Annotated in this window: 17 protein-coding genes; 5 read left to right on the top strand and 12 right to left on the bottom strand. The window is 44.9% G+C overall.

What is annotated here, in order from left to right:
* Window positions 1-45: 45 nt before the first annotated feature.
* The 12 genes from SWH54_11805 to SWH54_11860 form a co-directional block, all read right to left on the bottom strand.
* A complete protein-coding gene (locus SWH54_11805; GenBank protein MDY6791940.1) occupies window positions 46-1,599 on the bottom strand; it encodes a carboxyl transferase domain-containing protein in 1,554 nt (517 codons plus the stop codon).
* A gap of 211 nt (window positions 1,600-1,810) precedes the next feature.
* Window positions 1,811-3,940 (bottom strand): methylmalonyl-CoA mutase, encoded by a 2,130-nt coding sequence (gene scpA, locus SWH54_11810; protein MDY6791941.1) that lies wholly within the window; start codon window positions 3,938-3,940, stop codon window positions 1,811-1,813.
* Between the two features lie 13 nt (window positions 3,941-3,953).
* On the bottom strand, window positions 3,954-4,355 hold the full coding sequence (mce, locus tag SWH54_11815) for a methylmalonyl-CoA epimerase (GenBank protein MDY6791942.1): 402 nt from the start codon (window positions 4,353-4,355) through the stop codon (window positions 3,954-3,956).
* Window positions 4,356-4,508: 153 nt separating this feature from the next.
* Complete coding sequence (locus SWH54_11820; protein MDY6791943.1) at window positions 4,509-5,690, bottom strand: pyridoxal phosphate-dependent aminotransferase; 1,182 nt, start codon at window positions 5,688-5,690, stop codon at window positions 4,509-4,511.
* 137 nt (window positions 5,691-5,827) lie between these two features.
* The gene (locus SWH54_11825) at window positions 5,828-6,049 is read right to left on the bottom strand and encodes a NifU family protein (protein ID MDY6791944.1); all 222 of its coding nucleotides are present in this window, start codon (window positions 6,047-6,049) and stop codon (window positions 5,828-5,830) included.
* On the bottom strand, window positions 6,046-7,170 hold the full coding sequence (gene tgt / locus SWH54_11830) for a tRNA guanosine(34) transglycosylase Tgt (GenBank protein ID MDY6791945.1): 1,125 nt from the start codon (window positions 7,168-7,170) through the stop codon (window positions 6,046-6,048). Before tgt ends, SWH54_11825 begins: the two co-directional genes overlap by 4 nt.
* Window positions 7,171-7,488: 318 nt before the next feature.
* On the bottom strand, window positions 7,489-7,875 hold the full coding sequence (locus SWH54_11835; protein MDY6791946.1) for a response regulator: 387 nt from the start codon (window positions 7,873-7,875) through the stop codon (window positions 7,489-7,491).
* Between the two features lie 131 nt (window positions 7,876-8,006).
* Window positions 8,007-9,914 (bottom strand): propionyl-CoA synthetase, encoded by a 1,908-nt coding sequence (locus SWH54_11840; protein ID MDY6791947.1) that lies wholly within the window; start codon window positions 9,912-9,914, stop codon window positions 8,007-8,009.
* Between the two features lie 256 nt (window positions 9,915-10,170).
* Window positions 10,171-11,937: a sodium:solute symporter family protein gene (locus tag SWH54_11845; GenBank protein MDY6791948.1), complete on the bottom strand. Its 1,767-nt coding sequence runs from the start codon at window positions 11,935-11,937 to the stop codon at window positions 10,171-10,173.
* A 364-nt stretch (window positions 11,938-12,301) separates the two neighbouring features.
* Window positions 12,302-14,281, bottom strand: coding sequence for a sigma 54-interacting transcriptional regulator (locus tag SWH54_11850; protein MDY6791949.1), 1,980 nt, complete (start codon window positions 14,279-14,281; stop codon window positions 12,302-12,304).
* 407 nt (window positions 14,282-14,688) lie between these two features.
* Complete coding sequence (queA, locus tag SWH54_11855) at window positions 14,689-15,741, bottom strand: tRNA preQ1(34) S-adenosylmethionine ribosyltransferase-isomerase QueA (protein ID MDY6791950.1); 1,053 nt, start codon at window positions 15,739-15,741, stop codon at window positions 14,689-14,691.
* A gap of 12 nt (window positions 15,742-15,753) precedes the next feature.
* Window positions 15,754-15,939 (bottom strand): DUF2065 domain-containing protein, encoded by a 186-nt coding sequence (locus SWH54_11860; protein MDY6791951.1) that lies wholly within the window; start codon window positions 15,937-15,939, stop codon window positions 15,754-15,756.
* Window positions 15,940-16,143: 204 nt separating this feature from the next.
* Here SWH54_11860 and gatB point away from each other — a divergent pair, with 204 nt between their 5' ends.
* The 5 genes from gatB (at window position 16,144) to SWH54_11885 (ending at window position 21,754) form a co-directional block, all read left to right on the top strand.
* Window positions 16,144-17,577 carry an Asp-tRNA(Asn)/Glu-tRNA(Gln) amidotransferase subunit GatB gene (gene gatB, locus SWH54_11865; GenBank protein MDY6791952.1) on the top strand — a complete coding sequence of 478 codons (1,434 nt, stop codon included), beginning with the start codon at window positions 16,144-16,146 and terminating at the stop codon, window positions 17,575-17,577.
* 725 nt (window positions 17,578-18,302) lie between these two features.
* Window positions 18,303-19,052 carry an AAA family ATPase gene (locus SWH54_11870; GenBank protein ID MDY6791953.1) on the top strand — a complete coding sequence of 250 codons (750 nt, stop codon included), beginning with the start codon at window positions 18,303-18,305 and terminating at the stop codon, window positions 19,050-19,052.
* A gap of 105 nt (window positions 19,053-19,157) precedes the next feature.
* Window positions 19,158-20,108 carry a histone deacetylase gene (locus SWH54_11875; protein MDY6791954.1) on the top strand — a complete coding sequence of 317 codons (951 nt, stop codon included), beginning with the start codon at window positions 19,158-19,160 and terminating at the stop codon, window positions 20,106-20,108.
* Between the two features lie 106 nt (window positions 20,109-20,214).
* Window positions 20,215-20,892, top strand: a complete 678-nt coding sequence (locus SWH54_11880) for a CBS and ACT domain-containing protein (protein MDY6791955.1) — start codon at window positions 20,215-20,217, stop codon at window positions 20,890-20,892.
* Window positions 20,885-21,754, top strand: a complete 870-nt coding sequence (locus tag SWH54_11885) for a 50S ribosomal protein L11 methyltransferase (protein MDY6791956.1) — start codon at window positions 20,885-20,887, stop codon at window positions 21,752-21,754. Before SWH54_11880 ends, SWH54_11885 begins: the two co-directional genes overlap by 8 nt.
* Window positions 21,755-21,775: the final 21 nt, after the last annotated feature.

Genomic DNA, 21,775 nt, shown 5'->3' on the forward strand with positions numbered 1-21,775 from the left:
TGACGGGCTACGGTTAATCATCAACACGCAACACGTATCAAAATGCTACATCGGTATATTTCCATGCTTTTTGGGAGGTCTGATTTCTCGTTTGCTGCACATGATTTCAAGGGCCTCAATCAGGCGCGGCCTCGTTTCGCTCGGAACGATCACTGCATCCACAAACCCGCGGTTTGCCGCACAGTATGGGTTTGAAAAAAGCTCTTCATATTCCTTGATCTTTTCTTCACGTTTGGCTTTTGGATCATCGGCCTCTTTTATTTCTTTCCTGTGAATGATATTTGCCGCACCTGCCGCACCCATCACGGCAATTTCGGAGCTGGGCCAGGCAAAGGCCATGTCCGCTCCAAGGTCCTTTGAGCACATGGCAAGGTAAGAACCGCCATAATCCTTCCGGGTCACGAGAAGCAGTTTGGGGACGGTTGCTTCAGAATAGCACCAGAGAAGCTTGGCGCCGTGGCGTATGATTCCACCCCATTCCTGGGCACTACCCGGAAGATATCCCGGTACGTCGGCTATGGTCAGCATGGGGATGTTAAATGCATCACAAAAGCGGATAAACCGTGTGGCCTTGTCCGAAGCATTAATATCAAGGCATCCTGCCAGAACCTGTGGCTGGTTGGCGATAATTCCTACGGTTCTGCCATTTAACCTGGCAAAACATACAATCATATTGGCCGCGTAAAACTCATGGGGTTCAAAAATTTCACCATTGTCCACAATACTGAGAATTACCTCTTTCATGTCATAAGACTGGTTCGGACTGTCAGGGATGATGGTGTCCAACATTGGATCGGTTCTTTTCGGATCATCACCGGTTGGAACCAAAGGGGGATCCTCCATGTTGTTTGCCGGCAGGTAGGAAAGGAGCTTTTTAATTCTGTTTATGGCGTCTTCATCATTTTCACAGGCAAACTGGGCCACTCCGCTCTTTTCATTGTGAGTCATGGCGCCGCCAAGATCCTCGAAAGTAATCTCCTCACCGGTAACGGACTTTATGACTTCGGGACCGGTAATGAACATGTAGCTGCTTCCTTTTACCATAAAAACCCAGTCCGTCATGGCCGGTGAATAAACAGCGCCACCGGCGGTGGGTCCCATGATGGCAGATATCTGAGGAATAACGCCTGATGCCACTGAATTACGGTAAAAAATCTGTCCGTATCCTGAAAGGGCATCGACCCCTTCCTGTATTCTAGCTCCACCCGAGTCGTTAAAACCGACACATGGAACACCTGCTTTAAGCGCCAGATCCATCACTTTGCAGATCTTTTTTGCATGCATTTCACCAAGGCTGCCGGCCCTGGCGGTAAAGTCCTGGGAAAATGCAAAAACAGGCCTGCCTTCCACAAGACCGTGACCGGTAATCACACCGTCTGAAGGGATGTCCACCTTTTCCATGCCGAAATTCACACATCTATGCGTAACGAACATATCGATTTCCCGAAATGTTCCCTTATCAAAAAGCAGATCCAGTCGCTTGCGGGCGGTCAACTTCCCCTTTTCCTGTTGTTTGGCGACTGCTTTTTCTCCTCCCATCTGAAGGATTTTTGCTTCCCGATCTTTCAGACCTTTTATTTTGTCTTGAACAATACCCATCATCAATTTCCTTTCTTCATGTCACGAGACCTTGATAAAAATGAACATTTTTCGAAGGCCTCGCAATGTTGGTTTTTCATTTATTGAACCACAGAGTAAGGAGAACTCAAAAATAATTTAAAATCTCAGTGAGATCTGCGTGTTTTAAAGCAAAAAGTTACTTTATTAAATGGAGGTTTATTGTCAAGGAAAAAGTGATTTTTAAGAGCATCTATGTATTTCCTTCAAGGGCATTTAAGACTTTATTTGCAGAATCGGTAATAACGGTCCCCGGTCCAAATACCCCGACGACACCGGCATCATAAAGGAACTTATAATCTGCCGGGGGAATCACGCCACCGACAACCACTTGTATGTCTCCGCCGCCTTCTTTTTTCAGATTTTCTATCAGCTGGGGAATGAGGGTTTTGTGCCCGGCAGCCAGGCTTGAAGCCCCTACGACATGCACGTCGTTTTCCACGGCCATCTTTGCTGCTTCCTCCGGAGTCTGGAACATGGGGCTGATATCCACATCAAACCCAAGGTCTGCAAATGCGGTGGCAATCACCTTGATCCCACGGTCGTGGCCATCCTGACCCATCTTGGTGACAAGTATCCTGGGCCGTCGTCCCTCTTTTTCCAGAAAGTTATCCGTTCTTTTCCTAACGGAAGCAAAAATTTCGCTGTCGCCGAACTCTGCAGCATATATCCCGGATATACACTGGGTGGTAGCTACAAACCGCCCAAAGATCTTTTCCATGGCATCGGAAATTTCACCCACTGTGGCCCTTGCCCTTACAGCAGGGAGACAGGCTTCAAGCAAGTTTCCATTGGATTCAGCGGCACTGGTAATAGCATCTAGCGCTTTTTTAACGGCAGCAGTATCACGCGAGGCCTTTATCTCTTTTAATCTCTGAATCTGCTCTTCACGTACCGCCTCCGACACTTCACGAACATCTTCTAAGGGTTCTTCCTCTATCTGATACTTATTTACTCCAACAATGACATCCAGGCCCTGGTCGATACGGGCCTGTTTTCTTGCTGCGGATTCTTCAATTCTAAGCTTCGGCATACCGGTTTCTATAGCCTTAGCCATACCGCCCAACTCTTCGACTTCATTGATAATTTTTCTGGATTCTTTGATAATGCCATCGGTGAGGGCTTCGACGTAATAAGATCCGCCCAAAGGATCAACCACATGGCAAATCTGGGATTCCTCTTTGACAATAATCTGTGTATTTCTGGAAATTCGAGCTGAAAAGTCGGTGGGAAGCCCCACTGCCTCATCAAAGGAGTTGGTATGAAGAGACTGGGTCCCGCCGAGCGCGGCGGCCAGACATTCAAGTGTGGTTCTGATGATATTGTTATACGGGTCCTGCTCTGTAAGGCTCCAGCCCGATGTTTGAACGTGGGTTCTTAACATGGTCGATTTCGGATTTTTCGGATTAAACCGGCTGATCAATTCATGCCACAGAAAACGGGCGGCTCGGAGCATGGCGATTTCCATGAAAAAATTCATGCCAACTCCAAAAAAGAACGACAGGCGCGGGGCAAAGGCGTCGATATCGAGCCCCGCGTCAAGGGCCGCCCGCACATATTGAAGGCCGTCCGCCAGTGTAAAAGCGGTCTGGAGAACGGAATTTGCTCCGGCCTCCATCATGTGATAGCCGCTTATACTGACCGTATTATATTTGGGCATATTTTTAGAACAAAAAGCGATAATATCGGATACGATTCGCATGGAAGGCTCAGGAGGATAGATGTATGTGTTTCTGGTCAGGTACTCCTTTAATATATCGTTTTGTATCGTACCACCAAGCTGCTCATGCTTTACCCCCTGTTCTTCCGCAGCAACAATATATCCGGCAAGAATCGGCAGTACCGAACCGTTCATGGTCATGGAAACCGTCATTTGATCCAGAGGAATCTGATCAAAAAGGATCTTCATATCTTCGACCGAATCTATGGCCACTCCTGCTTTCCCAATATCACCGATCACCCTGGGGTGGTCTGAATCATATCCCCGATGGGTGGCAAGATCAAAGGCCACCGAAAGCCCTTTCTGCCCGGCAGCAAGGTTTCTCCTGTAAAATGCGTTTGAATCCTTTGCCGTTGAAAATCCTGCATACTGGCGAATGGTCCAGGGGCGTCCTGCGTACATTGTAGCCATGGGGCCCCGGACATAAGGTTCAAGTCCCGGAAGGGTGTTGACATGCTCCATTCCTTCCAGGTCTTCTGCGGTATAAAGGGGTTTTACCCGTATCCCCTCAGGAGTTTCCCAGTCCAGTGATTCCAGAGATTTTCCTCTGAGTTGTTTGGTGGCAAGATCCGTCCATTTTTGTTTGTCAGGATGTTCAGGCATGATATGCTCCTTTTTATCTTTCACACAGCTCTACCAAAACTCCGTGAGTTGCTTTTGGATGCAGAAATGCAATCTTTGCTCCACCTGCACCCATTCTTGGTTTTTCATCAATGAGTCTTACACCTTTTTCCTTTAATTCATTTAAAGCATCTTCGATGTTTTTAACACGGAAAGCGATGTGCTGGATTCCCTCGCCTTTCTTTTCCAGATATTTGGCAATGGGTCCGTCCGGTGCGGTGGATTCCAACAGCTCCACTTCACTTTCTCCTACCGGGAAAAAAGCCGTGGTGACTTTCTGCGATTCAACGGTTTCAGAGCCTTCGAATTCAAGCCCCAGAACGTCTGTCCAAAACTTTTTCCCTTCATCAATGCTTTTGACCGCAATACCAAGATGGTCGATTTTGAGTACCTTCATATCTTCTCCTTATATTGTATCGTATACGGATAAACAAAAAGATAAACCAAAACTCCGCAACAAAATCGAATAGCAAATGACCGAAACGCATATGTTAGCAATATGATGTTTTTGTCATTGGAGCATTTGTTTTCACAATTTTCAGTCTGTACCCTAGTGATACTTTTGTATAACCTTTTTAAATCCGGGGATTGCATTTTTAATGGTTTCATCTTCCACGCAGAATGCAATTCTAAAATAACCCGGACAACCGAATCCGCTACCAGGCACGGCAAGGATCAACTCTTCCTGCAGGGCTTGTATAAATTCTACATCATCTTTAACCGGCGTTTTGGGGAAAAGGTAAAAGGTACCGGGAGGGGTAATAAATTCGTACCCGCATTCACCAAGGCCATCGCATAAAAGCTTTCTTTTTCTGGCATAGGCGGAAATGTCTACGCATTCTCCCTGAATGGCACCTATCACCCGCTGCATGAGGGCAGGCGCGTTTACGAATCCGAGTGTTCGGTTGGCAAATGTGATGCCGCCTAAAAGCTCCTTTTTAAATGAAGCGTTTGGATTTACAGCGACAAACCCGATGCGTTCTCCCGGTATGGAGAGGTCTTTGGAATACGAGGTGCCGACGATGCTTTCATTGTAGCAGGCAAATATGCTCGGAACCGTGTGCCCGTCATATACAATCTTGCGGTACGGTTCATCCGATATAAGATATATAGTCCTGCCGTATTTCCCCCCCATCTTTTCTAAAAGCTCGCCGAGTTCTTTTAAGTTTTGCTTTGAATATATCTGTCCGGTCGGATTGTTGGGGGAATTGATGATAATGGCTTTTGTCTTTTCATTAACTGCAGATGAAATCGCATCTATATCAAGGGTAAAATCGGGCTTTGTCGGTACAGGTTTTAAAATTCCACCATGGTTATCCGCATAGAAATTATATTCCACAAAATAGGGGGTCGGCGTGATAATCTCATCACCCGGATCGGTGATGGCTTTAAGAGTTGCATTCAGCGCTCCTGCCGCGCCGCAGGTCATTATGACTTCGTTTTCCGTGACCTGCACACCCTGTTCCGTTGTCAGATAATCCGCCACAGCCTTGCGCACATGGGGATAACCTGTATTCGGCATATAGGCGTGACCCATCGCACCGGTTGAAGCAACCGTTTCTTTGAGCGCAGTCTTAAAACTATCAGGAGGTTCAATGTTTGGATTACCCAGGCTGAAATCATAAACGTTTTGGGCACCGTGTTTTTGTTTAAGACGCGTACCCTCTTCAAACATCTTCCTGATCCAGGAAGACTTTTCAAGTATAACCTCAATTTTTTTTGCGATTGTCATAATAAATGTCTCCGATACAAAATGGAACTCACCACAGAGCACACAGAAATCACAAAAATTTTATTTTTTTCTTTGAGTACTCGGTGGTTACAATTAATATTTTGCTCCCTCGTATTTCTTCATGAATGCCATGCTCATCAGTCTGCAGATTCTACCGATTTAACCTCCGGGATTTCCTTTTTCAATATTTTCTCAATTCCGTTTTTTAAAGTCATTTGGGACATGGGACATCCGGCACATGCGCCCTGCAACCGTACCTTTACCACCCCATCTTCCACATCAACAAGTTCCACGTTACCTCCATCAGCTTGTAACATCGGCCTGATTTTGTTTAAAGCTTCCTCAACTTTTTCTTTCATGTTGACCCCCTGTGTTGTTTGCTATAAAAATCCTTTCTAAAGGCTTCAAATGCATCATTTTCTATTTCATTTCTCATTTGTTCCATCAGACTTGTGTAATAATGGATATTATGAACCGTATTTAATCGATAGGCAAGAAGTTCTTTTGTCATATACAGGTGTCGCAAATAGGCTCTGGAAAAATTTTTGCATGTGTAACAGGTGCAACCGGACTCTATGGGGTCTGTATCATGTTTAAAGCGGGAATTGCAAATATTTATCGTTCCGTACCGGGTAAACAGCTGACCGTTTCTTGCATTTCTGGTAGGAAGAACGCAATCAAACATATCCGCCCCAAGGGCGACCAGTTCCACCAGATCTTCTGGAGTCCCCACCCCCATGATATATTTTGGTTTTGATTCCGGCAGCTTCGGAAGGGTAAAATCCGCCATCTCATACATAATCTCTTTTGGCTCACCCACGCTCAGCCCGCCTATGGCGAAACCGGCAAATCCGATTTTGACCATTGCCTCCGTTGACATTTCACGAAGTTCCTTGAACATACCACCCTGGATAATCCCAAACAGTGCTTGGCCGGAGCTGGAATTCCGTTGTTTAGCAAACTCCTGTTTGCATCTTTTTCCCCAGCGTGTGGTCAGTTCCATGGCATCTTTGGTATCATTTAGGCTTGCAGGGTACTTGATACACTGATCGAGACACATAACGATATCCGAGCCAAGGCAAGCTTGGATTTCAATTGCCTTTTCAGGAGCAATCAGGTGTTTTGACCCATCGATATGGGATTGGAATTCAACTCCTTTTTCATCCAGTTTTGTAAGTTTTGCCAGGGAAAATACCTGGAATCCGCCGCTATCCGTTAAGATGGGTCCATCCCAGTTCATAAACCGGTGAAGTCCTGAAAAATGCTGTATAACTTCACAACCCGGTCTCAGGTATAAATGATAGGTATTGCCAAGTATGATCTGTGCGCCACACCCAACCAGTTCTTCCGGAGACAACGATTTAACCGTTCCCAAAGTTCCCACCGGCATAAAAACCGGGGTCTTCACTTCGCCGTGGGCGGTCTTCAATACTCCTGTTCTGGCTCTTGACTCCGTAGATTTTGAAACAGCATTAAACATATATTCATATTTTGTAGTTCCAGGATTTCAGACATGTGGCAGCCCTATAATATTTCCAGTCCGGTGGGTATCGATTATTTTGCCCTCAATCCTATCCCGGGGAAGCCTGTTGCATGAAAATTTCGGGTATCGCTCGAATAAAAAGCTATATATAAAACCGGTTGCCATGTCAATTTATTAAAATAGTTCCAGTGCCAACATAAATTATAATCCAGTTCGTCTGTACTTTCGTTACCGTCCGTTATCCTCGTGAGACGGTAAGTATACGAGTTTTTCATCGTTTAAAACAAAATATATTTAGGAGAAATCGTATGGCTTTTATTTGCCGGTTTTAGCCGACGGACTTAACAATTTACTCACTTTTTGCAAAACCTGTGCATTGAAAAATGGCTTTGTGATATATGCATCAGCCCCGAGCGCCATTCCTTTGGTAACGTTGGCTTCGCCTCCCAAAGCAGTGAGCAGTACTATCCGAATATGATTCCACCTTGGGTTTTCCCGAATCCGCTGGCATACCTCAAACCCGTCGATAACCGGAAGCATGATGTCCAGCAAAATCAAGTCCGGTTCAACAATCGCGATCGTCTCCATGGCCTCTTCGCCACTGAAAGCCACCATGGTTTTATACCCATTTTGCTCCAGTAAAAACTGTAATGCTACAATGATGCTGGTATCATCATCAACAATGAGTATGCTTTTAGGCATTCGGCCGAAGCCTCTCAGAAAATTAATTGAGAAATTGCATAAATGAAGCCGACACAGAATTTACATGCTGTGCCGGCTTTTGAATACAACAAGTTCTCAATACGCGTAACCGTTTCAATTCTCCGGGAAAACTATTTTCTTGCTTTTGCATATCCAATTCCGACAAGTGCGTCTTCCATTTCAGCTAAAGTTGCAGGATCGTCGATGGTTGCAGGCATTTTCCATTCTTTGTTGTCGGCGATACTCTGGATCGTACCCCTGAGAATTTTGCCGGAACGGGTTTTCGGTAGGCGCTTGGCGACTGTCGCCGTTTTGAATGAAGCCACCGGACCGATTCGATCCCGCACCATCTGAACGACCTCCTTTAAGATGTCCTCATGGTTACGGGTGACACCGGCATTGAGTACAACAAAGCCAATCGGGACTTGTCCCTTGAGCTTGTCTTCAACACCCAAAACGGCACACTCGGCGACATCCGGATGGTCGGCCAGAACCTCTTCCATGGCGCCGGTGGAAAGGCGGTGTCCGGCCACATTAATAATATCGTCGGTGCGTGTCATCACAAAGACATAACCGTCCTCATCAATAAAACCTGCATCGGCGGTTTTATAATAGCCGGGGAATTCTTCCATATAGGCCTTCAGGAAGCCTTCATCGTTATTCCAGCAGGTGGGAAGCGTTCCCGGGGGCAGTGGCAGTTTGACAACCAGAGCACCGATATCACCCCGTTTGATCGGTTCTTTTGTTCCCGTATCGAGCACCTGCAGGTTCCACCCGGGGGCCGGCTTTGTGGGTGAACCTTCTTTTACCGGAAAGTGGTGAAGACCAAGGCAGTTGGCGGCAATGGCCCAGCCGGTTTCAGTCTGCCACCAGTGATCGATGACCGGCACCTTTAGAGCATTTTCGGCCCATTTTAAAGTGTCGGGATCCAGGCGTTCTCCAGCTAGGAAAAGGGCTTTAAAACAGGATAGATCATATTTTTTCATCATTTTTGCCTGAGGATCCTCGCGTTTAATGGCCCGAAAAGCGGTGGGGGCGGTGAACAGGCAGTTCACTTTATGCTCTGAAATGACGCGCCAGAAAACGCCGGCATCCGGTGTGCCCACAGGTTTGCCTTCGAATAGAATCGTGGTGCAGCCTCTGAAAAGCGGACCGTAAATAATATATGAATGTCCCACCACCCAGCCTACATCGGAGGCGGCCCAGTAAACATCACCTTGGTCGACATTATAAATGTTTTTCATGGTCCACTTCAGGGCCACCACATGACCACCGTTATCACGGACCACCCCCTTGGGTACGCCGGTAGTGCCTGAAGTGTACAGAATATAAAGTGGATCGGTGGCGGCCACCGGTACGCAATCATGGGGTCTGGCATCTGCCATGAGATTTGCCCAGTCATGGTCCCGACCTTCAATCATCCCGGCGGTTTCCATCGGCCGCTGGAGTATGATACATTTTTCCGGTTTTGATGACGACATGTCGATGGCGCCATCCAGTAACGGTTTATAGGGGATCACTTTTGCCACCTCGATACCGCAAGAGGCGGATACAATGACCTTGGGATTTGCATCATCAATGCGAACAGCCAGCTCTTTTGCTGCAAACCCTCCAAAAACCACTGAATGAACAGCGCCAATACGGGCACAGGCCAGCATTGCAATTGCCGATTCTGCAATCATCGGCATATAAATAAGAACTCTGTCTCCTTTTCTTACTCCCAGTGAAGCAAGTACGCCTGCAAATTTAGCCACCTCGTCTCGTAGTTCATTATAAGTATATTTTTTTATCGTATTCGTAACCGGACTGTCATAGATTAGGGCATCCTGATCACCCAGTCCGTTTTCAATGTGAAAATCAAGAGCGTTGTAACAGGTATTGATTTCACCACCTGTAAACCAGCGGTAAAACGGTTTGTTGGAAGCATCCAGAACCATGTCGGGTTTTTTATACCAGGCCACATTTTCCGCTGCTTCACCCCAGAAGCTATCCGGGTCGTTAATCGATTTTTCAAATGCCTCATTATACTGATTGGTCATTTTCACGCCTCCTGTTCCAGATTCAATTTTTTTGGAAATAAGATCAAATTACCCTTGTTTTACTGTTTGATCTTAAAACCGGCCGGAAGAAGATCAACCCTTCCGGTCGATTAAGCTTCAAACATATTCTTTATCCCCATAGACCCCATCCAAACGACAGGGAAAACAGTATAGAAAAAACGAGCAGTATGATCATCCATAAATCTTCGCTTTTCATAATAAATATCTCCTTTTCGTTGAAAAAATATTGACCATTTTATCCCTGCACGACAGCCATTCGTTCGGTTTCGGCGCGTTCCATTTGTGTTACAGACGTGGTTGCCATTTCGGCTTTAAAGCAAAGTGCCCACATCATGACGATGGCATAAAACCACCAGACCAGCTGCCAGGACCATATTGGGGGAAACCCGCCAAATGAAAACGCCTTGTGGGCGAGCAGCGCTCCGGGGCCGATAGCAAAAAAGAACCAGACGGGCACACTAAACTTGCTCAAAGTACGCCACTTTTTGCCACTTTCAGTGGGGGCATCCACATCGTCCAGCCAGGTCCGCACTTCGTTCTGCCGCTTAATTGTCTCTTCGTCGTCTTTTACGCCAAACCCTCTGCATAAATAAGCAACAATAAGTCCGATACCTGTTCCCCATGCAGCCGGATGAATGGTCAGTATTTTGTAATTATAGGTAACAATCACCGCGATCATTCCGGCTAATACGCCCAAAACAGCGCCAATCCGGGGAAACCTGAAACCCCAAAGTACACCCAGCTGAAGGATATACATCACTGCCCCGAAGGATGTGGCAAAAGCGCCGAGAATGACCAGCATGGATGATGACGTCAGCCCGACAACCAAAGCCAGAGCCGTAATAATTGTTGAAAATATCCGGTTTACCCAGATCTGTTCGGCATCACTGGCCTGTTGTTTTCGGATATAGCGCCAGTAAACATCCCGCAATAAAATCGAGCCTCCGGTGCCGACATAGGGGGCAGCGGTGGAATGAATGGCAGAAATGGCTCCCATGAAAACAAGACCCAGAACAAAAGGTGGCAGAAACTTGCTCATCAGCATCGGTACCACCATATTGCTTTTAATGCCTACAAATCCTTCCACGCCCTGCAATTCAAGGATGCGGGCACCGAGACCCTGGAAAGCGGCAAAGAAAAAGAGAGAAAAACCGACCACGAACACTGTCATGAAAGCCTGCTGCCAGGCCAGCGGTTTGGGCGATTTAATTCCGAAATTCCACATAGTGAAAGCCGGAGAGGATTGGATTCCCATAAGAGCGAACATGTAAGTGAGAATATAGATAGCGGTCCATTTGCGGTTCAGCTCAAAATGGATCAGGCCCGGAATCTCAAGATACTTGTTATCTAAATTATTGACCGCTGCCAGGAAACCGGACCATCCCCCGAACTGGGCGAGCACAAAGGCCCCCAGGGCAATGATGCCGGCAATCATCAGGACGAACTGGATCACGCCGACCCATGTACTGGCCTTAAGGCCGCCGGCAGCCACATAGAACCAGACGATAAACGCCATGAACACGGCTCCTACCGTAAAAGGGACGCCGCAGACCACCTGAAAAAGTGCGGCCGAAGCCATCAGTTGTACCGCAGAGTAGAAAACGGAGTATAAAACGGCCGTTAACACGGTCAGCCAGCGCAGGGCTTCGCTGTTATAGTAGTATGCATACATATCCCCGGGAGTCACAAAGCCATAACGTTTACCCATGAGCCAGTTGCGCTTGGCAAAAAAGGTGCCGGTCATTGGAATGATAACCACATAAAATGAGCAAAAAGCATACACCAGCCCTGCGGCCCAGATAGCTCCCGGGTGACCGACAAATGTCCATCCGCTGAAAGACGCGGCTGTAGCAGCCATTAAAAAGGCCACAAACGGAATCGACCGGCCGGCAATGGCATAACCGGAAGAGGTTTTTTCGGAAAAATATCCCTTAAGACCCCAGTAAAAACAGTAAACGATATAAATTCCCAGCATTATATAAACCCAAGTTGTTCCACTCATTCTTTCCTCCTTTAAGCAGTAGTTTGGTTTTACCCTATCAATAGCAAAACGATAGCCGCCCCTGACAGTGGTTTATGTTTGATCACCTCCTATCATATGAGTATTGATTTGGATGTCTGCGAAGTGTCGAATTTGAAGTAAAACTATCCGGAAACGCCATATTAGGTGCAACAGATGTGCCAGAAAAATTTAGTATGAGATGGGGAGCTTGGTCATACAACAGGAGGAAGAAAGTGGGCTTTTTTCCCAAAGGCAGGTTATTATAAATGGGACATTTGTGTCCCAAAAATGAAAAAACTATTTGGTTATTACTTGAATATAATACAAAAAACTCTATATGGGACAATAAAGCCCTGATTTGGGTTTAGTTAATCCCGTATTGTTTAATTTTTCTAAATAGAGTCCTTCGGTTGACGCCTAATATGGAGGCAACTTTGGCCCGGCGCCATTGGTGCTCTCGCAACAACCTTTCGATATAAATCTTTTCGAAATTTTTGGCTACCGAACGTAATTCCAGATTCCGGCTGTCTTTAAAAACCGTTGCCTCAGCTTCTGCTGCCGGATCTTCAATACCTTCCTGGTTGATATCTAAAAAATCGACCTTTTTCAGAGTGACATAACGGTGAATCTTGTTTTGCAGTTCCCGAACGTTTCCCGGCCAATCATATTTTTGCATCGCTGTCATAATTCTTTCCGGAATAGGGGGAATATTCTTGTTTTCTGCATATGTTTGCAGGAAATGGTGGATGAGCAACGGAATGTCTTTTTTGCGTTCTCTTAGCTGCGGAAGATAGATCGGGATAATATGAATCCGGTAATAAAAATCATCACGGAAGTCACCTTTCCGCACTCCTTCCTTTAAATCACTGTTGGTCGCCGCAATAATCCGGAAATCCGGCTTCTTGATTTCCTGGCTTCCTATCGGCATATATCCGCCGCCATCAATCGCCCGCAGCAGTTTCACCTGCATGTTTAAATTCAACTCACCCACTTCGTCCATAAAAAGGGTGCCGCCGTTGGCGCTATCCAAATAACCTGGTTTATCGGTATTGGCGCCGGTAAAAGCACCCTTTCTATAACCGAAAAATTCGCTTTCAATGAGATTATCCGGAATAGCTCCGCAATTGACGGTTACAAAATTCTTTCCGCCACGACCGCTTAAATCATGAATCGTTTGGGCCACCAGCTCCTTGCCCGTTCCGGATTCACCGTAAATGATTACATTGGCACTGGAAGACGCTGCCTTGAGAATAGTTTCATAGATATTCTGCATGGCTTTACTTTTACCGATAATATTGCAAAAGTGATTGCTCCCTTTAAAAGTCGATCGGAGTCTTATGTTTTCCTCTCGTAAATGGGCCTCACTTATCCGCAGCGCTTCTTCGTTGAGTTTTCGTTCGGTGATATCCACATGCGTTCCCACCATTCGAACCGGAATGTTCTTTTCGTCACGCTCAACCACTTTGCCCCTTGCCAGTATCCATCTCCAGGTGTCCTGTTTGGTTTTTAAACGGTATTCGACTTCAAAGGCGTCGATTTTCTTTTCCACATACCTGTTGAGCGTGCTGTCTGTATGATTCACATCTTCAGGGTGAATTAAATTCTTCCAGGTATCAAAACTTTGAGGCAGCTCGTTGGGCTGATAGCCCAACATGGTATAAAAACAACGATTGAAATAAGCTTTGTTGGTGATCAGGTCCCAATCCCACAGTGCATCACTGGTGGCTTCCATGGCCAGATCGAGGCGTTTTTTACTTTGTCTCAGCGATTCTTCAATACGCTTGCGCTCATCAATTTCTTTTCTCAATCTCTGGTTTACCTCGGAAAGTTCAGAGGTTCGCTGCTTGACACGCTGTTCAAGCTCCTGATGGGCTTTTTCCAGGTCTTTCTTGGCCTGCCTGGCCTGGGTGACATCCCGGTGGATCACTATACTGGTTGTATGCTTCCCCTTCCGGTTCTGCAAGATTGCTGTCCTGAGCTGGATTTCCAGGGTTTTTCCCTCTTTGGTTAGGCGCCGGGTTTCAAAAAGAACTTTCTTGCCCTCAAGCGTGCGCTTCCAGGCTTCCAGGGTTGCTTCCATCTCTTCCGGAGGAACAAAGTCGATCCGGTGACCCAACAACTCGTCCCGTTCCCATCCAAACACCCGAACGAATGCGTCGTTCACATAGGTCGCATTTCCTGCGGAATCGTAGACCACCACAGGGTCCGGAATGGCCCCCAGTAGAGCCCGGTAATGTTTTTCGTTTTCTTTCAGGGCAGCTTCAGCCTGTCGACGCAGGGCGGTTTCCCGCTCCAGCTCCCTGACCCGAATTTCGAGTTCTTTACAGGTGGGTGCCTTTTTCATGGTCTTGCCTTAAATTTTTGTCGGTTTTTGCGGTCCCTGTTTGTTGATGCGAATCAACTGGTTTTGGTCGGGCAGAGCGGTGACCATATGATACTATTATCAACCCAGGGCATTAATAATCTGTTTATTTTAATTTAAAAAAAGCAATAACTGTGCCAAAAATGTCCCATTAAAATGGCAGGAGCAAAATCAACCCTATTTACTGAAAAATCGGTTACTCTAAATCAATCAGGTCAAGGAACCCCTCCTTATCGCCAGTGTCGGTAAGGAGGGTGAGCAAATTTCCCCTTCATATCTTTTGCGAATCAAATCTTAGCCATCGGTCTGGAAAAATAGAACAGGACCTAAGCTTTTAGTTCAGCTCATTTTTTATAAAAAAGGCTCACCGAGAATTGCGGTTAGCCTTTTTACCCTAGATACATGGCATCTCCGTAGCTGTAAAACCGGTATTTGTTCTTTATTGCATCTTTATATGCACAAAGAACATTTTCTTTCCCTGCAAATGCGGATACAAGCATGAGAAGGGTAGATTTCGGCAAATGAAAATTGGTAATCATTGCATCGACCGCCTTGAAGGTATAGCCCGGATAAATAAAAAGGTTGCATGTGCCGTTGCCGGATTGGACTGTGCCTTTTTTACCTGCAGCGAACTCAAGGGTACGCACACAGGTGGTTCCAACCGCAATAATACGACGGCCTTCTTTTTTTGCGTGATTTATTAAAGCTGCCGTTGGTTCAGGTATAAAAAATCGCTCGGAGTGCATCCGGTGATTTCTAATGTCAGACGATCTTACCGGTAAAAAGGTCCCATAGCCGACATGGAGGGTAATTGCCGCAATCTCAACTCCTCTTGATTTTAGCTTTTCAAACAACGCTTTGGTAAAATGAAACCCGGCAGTCGGTGCTGCAATTGCCCCTTTTTCACAGGCATATACTGTCTGATAGGCTGTTTTGTCATTACATGGCGAAACTTTTTCTTTCCTTTTTATATAAGGAGGAAGCGGAATCTTCCCCATCTTGTATAACAGGCTTTCAAAGTTACCCCTGTAGTAGAACTTTAAAGAATGAACTCCGTTAAAAAAGCCGGTTACTTCTGCTTTCAAGTCATGGCCAAAAAAAATAAAGGCGCCTGTTTTGGTTGGTTTTGACGCATTTATCAGGCATTCACTGGTAAATTTACCGGAGCCTTCTTTTCCTCCGGCATAATCTAAAATCAGAACTTCCGCCTTGCCTCCCGTTTCCTTTTGGCCAAGCAGACGGCCTGGAATCACTTCGGTATTGTTTAAAATCAGGACGTCCCCTGGTAAGAGGAATTTATAGATCTCGGAAAACTGATGGTGGGACAGATCCCCTGTATTTCGCTTTAAAAAAAGGAGTTTTGATCTATCCCTTTGCTTTACCGGTTGTTGTGCAATAAATTCCTCGGGAAGATCGTAGTTGTAGTCACTTAAAGAAAACATAATCAACCAGGCCTACCTCTTTCCCATGTAAACCAGAAAAAGTCCGGCAATCATAAGCACAAAACCAAATTTTCGCATACTGCCGGCAGGCATGTCGAGGAACTTTTTAACCACCAGCTTCATTTTTTCCGGAAAGGCAAAATACGGAAGCCCTTCAACGATCATAACCATTCCAACCACGCAAAGAAAAAATTCCATAAAATCCTTCTTTCAGCAATCAACGAGTTAAGTTCTCGCTGAAAAATATAAACACCAACACGAAATGTCTCCGATAATATCAAAAACCACTCTTGAATATTTATACCCTTTTCAGGAAAAGGTTGTCAAAGTCTAATGTTGCCTTTACATATCTTAATTGTAATGGTAATTGGTTGAATAATTTAGCAATGGAAAGGAAAAACAATGGAATTTGTGCCTGTAATAGGCTTGGAAGTTCATGCCCAACTTAAAACAAAGACAAAGATTTTTTGCGGATGCTCAACATCTTTCGGAGCCCCACCCAATACACATACGTGCCCGGTATGTCTTGGGTTGCCCGGAGTCCTCCCTGTTTTAAACAAAAAGGTGGTTGAATATGCCCTTCGCATGGCCATTGCAACAGACTGTAAGATTGCAGGAAAAAGCAGGTTTGCCCGGAAAAACTATTTTTATCCTGACCTTCCAAAGGGCTACCAGATATCCCAGTATGAACTTCCCATTGCCGAGTTCGGACATGTTGAGGTTGAGATAAACGGTGAAAAAAAGCGAATTGGTATCACACGGATACACATGGAGGAAGATGCCGGTAAGCTGAACCATGATCCAGACAGGCCGGTGAGCATGGTGGATTTTAACCGGACAGGCGTTCCCCTTATCGAAATTGTCAGTGAACCCGATATAAGGTCTTCCCAAGAGGCGGGCGCTTATTTGAGGCAACTTAGATCCATTGTGAGATACCTGGATATATGTGACGGAAATCTTGAGGAGGGAAGCTTCAGGTGTGACGCAAATGTATCGGTGATGCCCGCAGGAAGCAAGATATTCGGAACACGCACAGAACTCAAAAATCTCAATTCTTTCAAAAATGTTGAAAAAGCAATTTTATACGAAATAGACAGGCAGAAAGAAATATTAATGGAGGATGGTGAGGTTGTCCAGGAGACAAGGCTCTGGGATGCAGTTAAAAACAGGACAACTTCCATGCGGAGCAAGGAAGAAGCCCACGATTACCGGTACTTCCCCGATCCGGACCTTTTGCCCCTGATGATCGATGCCGGGTGGGTGGATTCAATAAAAAAAAGCCTTCCTGAATTGCCGGATAAAAAAAAGAAACGATTTATCAAACAATACGACTTGCCTTCTTATGATGCCGGCTTTTTAACATCAGGCCGCGATCTTGCAGAGTTTTTTGAGAAATGCGTCAAAATATTTCCCGATTCCAAGCAGGTGAGCAACTGGGTGATGGGCGCCCTTTCAGCCCTTTTGAATGTACAGGGAAAAACAGTAAGCCAGTCCCCCATTTCTCCTGAGAACCTTGCCGGACTTCTCAGACTGATCGATAGGGGTGTCATCAGTGGCAAGATTGCCAAAACCGTGTTTGAAGAAATGGCTCAATCCGGTAAAACTCCAGAAGAAATCGTTGAAAAAAAGGGCCTGGTTCAAGTCACCGATGTTTCCGCCATTGAAAAGGTTGTCTCCGATGTGCTTGGGCGATCTCCTGCCGAGGTGAAAGCTTACAAAGGGGGAAAAACTAAACTTCTGGGCTACTTCGTGGGCCAGGTGATGAAAGAAACCCGGGGTAAGGCAAATCCAAAAATAGTCAATGATTTGCTGAGAAAACTACTCGAAGCCGGTTGACCAGGGATGAAGCCGCCATTTTGTGTTATCTCCTGACCGTTTTTTATTCAAGTTGAGCTAACCAAGCCGATATCAAGCTGCCTATAAAGAGTGTTGCTATATTTCCTGATTTAAAATGGAACATACTTATGACCACTACTATATAGTAATTCTCAAAAATATGTTCCGTTTTAAATGAGGAAACTGTTTGAGTGAATTAGAAATTGTTAAGAAAGAACTTAAGTACAATATTGTTTATTTATTGAAGTAGTTGTCATACCGAAACTAATTATTATAAAGACAGTGAGTTCTTTCTTTACAATTTCTTATAAACGAGTTTTTCATCGTTTAAAACGGAATATATTTTTGAGAAACAGTGTAAACAGATTCTATTTTTCCTGATACATTTACTCTGACCATTTTTGAACAAAGCTGGGAAAAGAGTCCACGGTTTTCACCTGCCTTTGAGTGAAAGCAGTATATACAAAAGATGCTTGACTGTTAGGGGCAACTGACCTAATTTATGCATGCGTAAAAATATAGATATTCAAACATTGAACTTAAAATAGCTTAACCCATAAAACGTATTGCCAATGGATAAATAGAAGGTTCCATGAACAAGATGCAGCGATTTTTCAAGGACAGGCCAATACATGTCGTATGCCGAGTGTTTGAGAAACCGATGCCATGCAGCAGATGGAACTTTCTACGATGCCAGCAAACTTGACGGGAGGGAATTTTTTAAAATGCCATTTTCAATTGCACTGGCCGGAAAGGGAGGTACCGGTAAAACCACCCTTGCAGGCCTTCTGATAAAATACCTGGTAAAAAATGGGAAAACACCCATTTTGGCCGTAGATGCCGATTCCAATGCAAATTTTAACGAAGTGCTCGGACTTAAATATGAGCAAACCCTGGGAAATGCCAGGGAAGAAATGAAAAAGGGAATCGTTCCGGGTGGTATGACCAAAGATGTTTTTATGTCCATGAAACTGGAGCAGGCCATTGTCGAAACAGATGGGTATGATCTCATTGTCATGGGGCAACCCGAAGGGCAGGGATGTTATTGTGCTGCCAATACTCTGTTGACAGGATTTCTTGACAGATTAACGGGCAACTACCCATATATTGTAATGGATAACGAAGCCGGCATGGAACATATAAGCCGACTGACCACCAGCAATGTTGATATTCTTCTCGTTATTTCAGATACATCCAGGCGAGGGATTCAGGCAGCGGTAAGAATCAACCAGCTTGCAAAAGACCTCAATATCGGTGTAGGGAAAAGCTATCTTATCATCAACCAGACCAAAAACGGTATTCCCGAGGCTGTTTCAAGCATTCTCAATGCAGAGGATCTTGAACTGGCAGGGATGATCCCAATGGATAACACCATATATGATTATGATTTAAACGGACAACCCACCATAGAAATGCCGGAAGATAATCAATCGGTAAAAGCGGCATTTGAAATATTTGAAAAAATTATCAAATAGTTTTATAATAATGATGGTTCCAACAATTAGTGATTTTTGGGTGCGCCTTGTTTTTAGGTTGGGATATGATCCAAGTTTTTTAATTACTCCGGGACAGGAATAGATATGAAAAAAACAGGCTTCTTATTTGATCGAAGATATATGCTTCATGAAACGAGTGATTATCATCCCGAAATACACCAAAGACTTGATGCGATTTATAAAGGGATAAATGATGCCGATCTTCTCCCCAAGCTTACCTTAATAAATGGAAGCCGGGCAGACTTAAAATGGGTGGAAGCTGTTCACGATAAAGATTATATTAACAGTTTCCAGGATGCCTGTATGTCCGGGAAAAAAATATTCCGCCATCCGGATAACCAGATGTGCTGCGAGACATTTGAGATAGCGCTGCTGGCTGTCGGTGGCATACTTGATGCTGTAGATCTGGTTATGAAAGACGAATTAGACAATGCTTTCTGTGCCGTCCGTCCTCCGGGGCACCATGCAGAGAGATCTGAGGCCATGGGGTTTTGCTATTTCAACAACGTGGCGATTGCAGCAAGATACCTTCAGTTACAATGGAAAATAACCAATGTGGGAATCGTTGATTTCGATGTTCATCATGGAAACGGCACACAACACATTTTCGAACAGGATCCCAGTGTATTTTATTACTCTATCCATGAACATCCGTCATTCGCCTATCCCGGTACAGGCAGGGAATTTGAATACGGCTCAGGCCTGGGGTATGGCTTTACTAAAAATTCTCCGGTTCTTCCGGGCCAAGGGGATTCGGAATACAAAAAACTGATTAAAAAAGACCTGCTGGCTGATTTTGAAAAATTCAGACCGGAAATCATTCTTGTTTCGGTGGGCTTTGATGGCCATGTGGACGATGACATGTCCGGCATTAAGCTTTCAACCGAATGGTATTCGTGGGTCATGCAAAAAATTCTGGAAATGTCTGACAAATACTCAAACGGAAGGCTTATTACCATACTTGAAGGAGGATATTCGCTCAAACGCCTTCCTGAGCTTGCCAAGAATCATGTTAGTATTTTGTTGGATGGCTGATTTGACCAACCTTATAAGAATTGATGAATTGGTAGAAGTACAGAATCACACTAAAACCGTCAACTAAAACACCCGCCATCATTACGAATGGGGTTTGGAGGATAAAATGTTTGTCGGAAAATCAATGACAAAAAAAGTCATTTCAATCGGCAAAGAGGTTGGCATTTTTGAGGCATATGAAAAAATGTTGCAGCATAACATCCGGCACCTTCCCGTTGTTGAAGAAAATAATGCTTTAATCGGCATAATAACGGATCGCGATATCCGAAGTGCTCTGCCATATAAGCTTTTTAAAAAGGATAATTTTGCCAAAGAAAAGGAAAAATTTTCCGATCTTAAAGTAAAAGACGTTATGACAAAAGATCCATTTACAATTTCTCCGTTACATACCATTCAAGATGCCCTCTTGCTTATTCAGGAAAAACGGGTGGGCGCTTTTCCTGTTGTTGATGAACAGGGCAAACTGAAAGGTATTCTTTCGGTCCGGGATCTTCTTCGCACATTCACCAACGTACTGGGAATCGGTCAACCCGGCACCCTGCTGTGTCTTCTGGTGGAAGAAAAGATTGGCCAGCTTAAAAAAATTGTTGGTGCCATTACCGAAGAGAAGATTTCCATTGGGAGTATCCTGGTAGCCAAATACTGGGAAGAAGGAAAGCGAGCTGTTTTCCCTTATCTTTTGACTCAAAATGTTGCCCCGGTAAAAAGAAAATTGGAAAAAATGGGCTATCAATTACTTGATCCAATGGAATGGTATATGGATCAGTTGCCAAAAAATGACTGAAACACGATACAGATTGAGCCGCGCCGATAACTATCTGAATATACCATATAAAGATCTGTATATATACTATCTTAAAGGACATTTAACCTCTGATAGCAAATTTTTTTATAAAGACTTTATTGGCAACTGGGAAGAGGATGAATTTTCCTTTCTTTTTTTTTCCCGGCCGTCAAAAAAGAAGGTGGAAGATCTTTTACATGCTCAGCCGCAATTAACCCTGCTTGATCATTATCATATGACCTATGATGATTGGCATGGTGAAAAACTTGCTCCTTTCAGAGCAGGGAGGTTCTTCATCACGCATCCATGGGATAAAATAGGGGACAACTTAGATGCGGGAATGAATGGACTTCACATCACACTAGATCCTGGTGTGGTGTTCGGCACAGGAGCACACGCCACCACTTACAACTGTCTAGAGGCTCTTGAACTGGTATTTTCCAATTCAAAAGTGCAATCGGCTTTGGATCTCGGAACAGGAACGGGCGTACTGGCAATTGCCGCTGCCAGGCTGGGATGCAAAAAAATTTTAGCGGTTGATAAAAATTTACTTGCCGCCAGGACAGCTGAAAAAAATGTTCAGCTAAATAACGCAACAGAAAAGGTGGTGGTGATTCAAGGATCCGCTGAAATTTTCGTAGACAACCATGCAGATCTTGTGATAGCAAATATCCATTTTGATGTAATGAAAAACCTGCTAAATTCAGAGGGTTTTTGGTCCAAAAAATGGTTTATCCTGTCAGGACTTTTGCACAGCCAGGCAGAAGAGGCTGCGTACATGCTGGAACAAAAAGGGGCTAAAATAATAAAAAATTGGGAACGTGACGGTATCTGGCATACTTTTTTCGGAAACATATGCTGAATTTTTAATTCATTCCGAAAG

The sequence above is a fragment of the Thermodesulfobacteriota bacterium genome, from assembly GCA_034189135.1.
Taxonomy (GTDB): domain Bacteria; phylum Desulfobacterota; class Desulfobacteria; order Desulfobacterales; family JAUWMJ01; genus JAUWMJ01.